Source organism: Streptomyces sp. MnatMP-M17 (assembly GCF_900091995.1).
Taxonomy (GTDB): Bacteria; Actinomycetota; Actinomycetes; order Streptomycetales; family Streptomycetaceae; genus Streptomyces.
Map to the genome: position 1 here is coordinate 1 of NZ_FMDK01000721.1, position 4,259 is coordinate 4,259.

At 68.1% G+C, this 4,259-nt stretch carries 3 protein-coding genes; all 3 read right to left on the reverse strand.

Annotated elements, in window-relative coordinates; translation table 11 throughout:
* Positions 1-66: 66 nt before the first annotated feature.
* Positions 67-555: a glutathione peroxidase gene (locus tag GA0115259_RS29105; RefSeq protein WP_093602545.1), complete on the reverse strand. Its 489-nt coding sequence runs from the start codon at positions 553-555 to the stop codon at positions 67-69.
* A 31-nt stretch (positions 556-586) separates the two neighbouring features.
* Positions 587-1,471 (reverse strand): acyl-CoA thioesterase, encoded by an 885-nt coding sequence (locus GA0115259_RS29110; protein ID WP_093602541.1) that lies wholly within the window; start codon positions 1,469-1,471, stop codon positions 587-589.
* A 63-nt stretch (positions 1,472-1,534) separates the two neighbouring features.
* Entirely contained in the window at positions 1,535-4,108 is a 2,574-nt protein-coding gene (locus GA0115259_RS29115; RefSeq protein ID WP_093602543.1) for a DEAD/DEAH box helicase, read from the reverse strand.
* Positions 4,109-4,259: the final 151 nt, after the last annotated feature.

Below are 4,259 nucleotides of genomic sequence, written 5' to 3' on the forward strand. Positions count from 1 at the left end.
GCCCGGGACCGGTGCCGAGGCCGGGGCCGCCGCGGCAGCCCCGGCGTGTCGTCGGCGGGTCGCGTGTCAGCCGGGAAGCTGGGCCTCGATCGCCGCGACGACCTCGGGGGCCTCCGGCTCCGTACGCGGCCGGATCCGGGCGACCACCTCACCCTTGGGAGAGAGCAGGAACTTCTCGAAGTTCCACTGGACGTCGCCCGCCTCGCCCTCGGCGTCGGCCGCCTTCGTCAGCTCCGTGTACAGCGGATGCCTGGACTCACCGTTCACATCCGTCTTCTCCAGCAGCGGGAAGGTGACACCGTACGTCGCCGAGCAGAAGGTCTGGATCTCTTCCGCGGTACCGGGCTCCTGTCCCGCGAACTGGTTGCTGGGTACGCCGAGGACGGTGAAGCCCCGCTCGCCGTACTGCTGCTGGAGCCGCTCCAGACCGGCGTACTGGGGAGTGAGGCCGCACTTGGACGCGACATTCACCAGAAGGACGGCCTTGCCCTCGTAGGCGGCCAGGGAAGTGGATTCACCCGTCAGGGTGCGCAGCGGGATGTCGTACAGAGTCATCAAGATCTCCTCGGTCTCCGACGTTCTCACCTCATTGTGGACCTGCCGTGTCGAGCCGGCGGAACAGGCCCTCCTGCACCACCGAGACCAGCAGCCGGCCCTCACGGTCATAGATCCGCCCGCGCGCCAGCCCACGGCCGCCCGTCGCGATCGGCGACTCCTGGTCGTACAGGAACCACTCGTCCGCGCGGAACGGACGGTGGAACCACATCGCGTGGTCCAGCGACGCCATGTCGAAGCCGCGCGGTCCCCAGAGCGGCTCGATCGGGATCCGCACCGCGTCCAGCAGCGTCATGTCGCTCGCATACGTCAACGCGCAGGTGTGGACCAGCGGATCGTCGCCCAGCGGTCCCACCGCGCGCATCCACACCGCGCTGCGCGGATCCGCTTCCTTGATCTCCTCCTGGGTCCAGCGCAGCCGCTCCACATATCTGATGTCGAAGGGCTGGCGCCGGGCCATCCGCTCCAGCGGCTGCGGCAGCTGGCCCAAATGCGCCCGTACCTCCTCGCTGACCGTCGGCAGCGTCTCCGGATCGGGGAACTCCAGCCTCGGCGGGAGCTGGTGCTCGAAGCCGGCCTCCTCCGGGCGGTGGAACGAGGCCGTCAGATGGAAGATCGTCCGGCCCTGCTGGACGGCGGTGACCCGGCGCGTGGTGAAGGACCGTCCGTCCCTTGTCCGTTCGACCTGATAGACGATCGGCACACCCGGGCGGCCCGGCCGCAGGAAGTACGCGTGCAGCGAGTGGACCGGCCGGTCGCCGTCGGTGGTACGGCCCGCCGCCACCAGGGCCTGGCCCGCCACCTGGCCACCGAAGACCCGTTGCAGGGACTCCTCCGGGCTGCGCCCGCGGAAGATGTCGACCTCGATCCGCTCCAGATCGAGCAGATCGACCAGCCGCTCGGCGGGATTCGTCATGGTGCGCTGTACTCCCGTTCTCGCATGACCGTTCTCATGCCCATTCTCGGTGCTCGGCCCGGTTCAGAGCTGTCCCACGGACGTGACACGCACCACGGCCAGGCCCTCCTCGTCGGAGGCCGCCAGATCGACCTCCGCGCTGATGCCCCAGTCATGGTCGCCGTTGGGATCGGCGAAGGTCTGGCGGACCCGCCACAGACCGTGCGCCGGATCCTCCTCGATGGCGAGCAGCTTGGGCCCGCGGGCATCGGGCCCGGTGCCCAGATCCTCGTACTCGTCCCAGTACGCGTCCATCGCCTCGCCCCAGGCGTCCGCGTCCCACCCCGACTCGCCGTCCAGCTCGCCCAGTTCGCCGACCCGGTCCAGAGCGGCCAGCTCGACACGGCGGAACATCGCGTTGCGTACGAGAACCCGGAAGGCGCGGGCGTTGGCCGTGACCGGTCTGACCTGATCGGCCTTCTCCTGCGCCTGCTCGGCCGTCTCGATCTCCGGATTGGCGAGCTGCTCCCACTCGTCGAGCAGACTGGAGTCGACCTGGCGCACCATCTCACCGAGCCACGCGGTGAGATCCTCCAGATCCTCCGACTTCAGATCGTCCGGAATGGTGTGTTCCAGCGCCTTGTACGCGCCCGCCAGATAGCGCAGCACGATGCCCTCGGTCCTGGCCAGCTCGTAGAACGAGGTGAACTCGGTGAAGGACAGCGCCCGTTCGTACATGTCCCGGATCACCGACTTGGGCGAGACGGGATGGTCGCCCACCCAAGGATGGCTCTTGCGGTAGGTGTTGTACGCGTGCACGAGCAGTTCTTCGAGCGGCTTGGGGTACGAGACGTCCTGGAGCCGCTCCATCCGCTCCTCGTACTCGACACCGTCCGCCTTCATCGCGGCCACCGCCTCGCCGCGCGCCTTGTTCTGCTGGGCCGCGAGAATCTGCCGCGGATCGTCCAGCGTGGACTCGACGACCGACACCATGTCCAGCGCGTACGAGGGCGATTCGGGGTCCAGCAGCTCGAACGAGGCCAGTGCGAAGGTCGACAGCGGCTGGTTGAGCGCGAAGTCCTGCTGGAGATCGACGGTGAGCCGGACGATACGGCCCTCCGCGTCCGGAGTCGCCAGCCGCTCCACGACTCCGCCGTCCAGCAGCGAACGGTAGATGGCGATGGCCCGCCGGATGTGCCGGAGCTGCTGTCTGCGCGGCTCGTGGTTGTCCTCCAGCAGCCTGCGCATCGCCTCGAAGGCATTGCCCGGCCGTGCGATCACCGACAGCAGCATGGTGTGCGTGACGCGGAAGCGCGAGGTCAGCGGCTCGGGATCGGAGCCGATGAGCTTCTCGAACGTGGTCTCCGACCAGGCGACAAAGCCCTCGGGAGCCTTCTTGCGCACCACCTTGCGGCGCTTCTTCGGATCGTCGCCCGCCTTGGCGAGCGCTTTCTCGTTCTCCACGACATGCTCCGGCGCCTGGGCCACGACCAGGCCCGCCGTGTCGAATCCGGCGCGGCCCGCCCGGCCCGCGATCTGATGGAACTCCCGGGCGCGCAGCGTACGGACACGGCTGCCGTCGTACTTGGTGAGCGCGGTGAACAGCACTGTACGGATAGGGACGTTGACGCCGACACCGAGCGTGTCCGTACCGCAGATGACCTTCAGCAGACCGGCCTGCGCGAGTTTCTCCACCAGCCGTCGGTACTTGGGCAGCATGCCCGCGTGGTGCACACCGATGCCATGGCGCACATAGCGGGAGAGATTGCGGCCGAACTTGGTGGTGAAGCGGAAGTTGCCGATCAGATCGGCGATCCTGTCCTTCTCCTCGCGCGTGCACATATTGATGCTCATCAGCGACTGCGCCCGCTCGACGGCGGCGGCCTGCGTGAAGTGCACGATATAGACCGGCGCCTGTTTGGTCTCCAGCAGCTCGGTCAGCGTCTCGGTGATCGGTGTGAGCCGGTACTCGTACGACAGCGGGACCGGGCGGGTCGCGGACCGTACGACGGAGGTGGGCCGGCCCGTGCGGCGGGTCAGATCCTCCTCGAAGCGCGAGACATCACCGAGAGTCGCCGACAGCAGGATGAACTGGGCCTGCGGCAGCTCCAGGATGGGGATCTGCCAGGCCCAGCCGCGGTCCGGCTCGGCGTAGAAATGGAACTCGTCCATCACGACCTGGCCGATGTCCGCGTACTTGCCGTCGCGCAGCGCGATCGAGGCCAGCACCTCGGCGGTACAGCAGATCACCGGCGCGTCGGCGTTGACGGAGGCGTCGCCGGTCAGCATGCCGACGTTCTCCGTGCCGAAGAGTTTGCACAGGTCGAAGAACTTCTCGGAGACCAGTGCCTTGATCGGCGCGGTGTAGAAGGTGACCTTGTCCTGCGCCAGCGCCGTGAAGTGCGCACCCGCCGCGACCAGGCTCTTTCCGGAGCCGGTGGGCGTGGACAGGATGACGTTCGCACCGGAGACCACCTCGATCAGCGCCTCCTCCTGAGCCGGATAGAGCGTGATGCCCTGGCCTTCGGCCCAGGAGGAGAAAGCCTCGAAGAGGGCGTCGGGGTCGGCGTCCGGCGGGAGCTGATCGATAAGGGTCACGCACCCATCTTGCCTGTCTTCCCGCCGGATACGGGAACCGGCCGGGGAAGCGAAGATCACGGACGGTACTCTGGCCTGTCAACTGGGGCCCGGCACACGGGGCTTCACCACAACTGCACTGGGGCGGGTACGAGCATGATGGGACCGGCACACTCTCTGTCGGGAGCGGCGGCCTGGCTGGGGGTGGGCGCGGCGGCGGCTGCCGCGGGGC

What these genes read in the sequence shown, in the direction of transcription:
- GA0115259_RS29110 (WP_093602541.1), bottom strand. Translation starts at nt 1,471, where the DNA reads ATGACGAATCCCGCCGAGCGGCTGGTCGATCTGCTCGATCTGGAGCGG.
- GA0115259_RS29105 (WP_093602545.1), bottom strand. Translation starts at nt 555, where the DNA reads ATGACTCTGTACGACATCCCGCTGCGCACCCTGACGGGTGAATCCACT.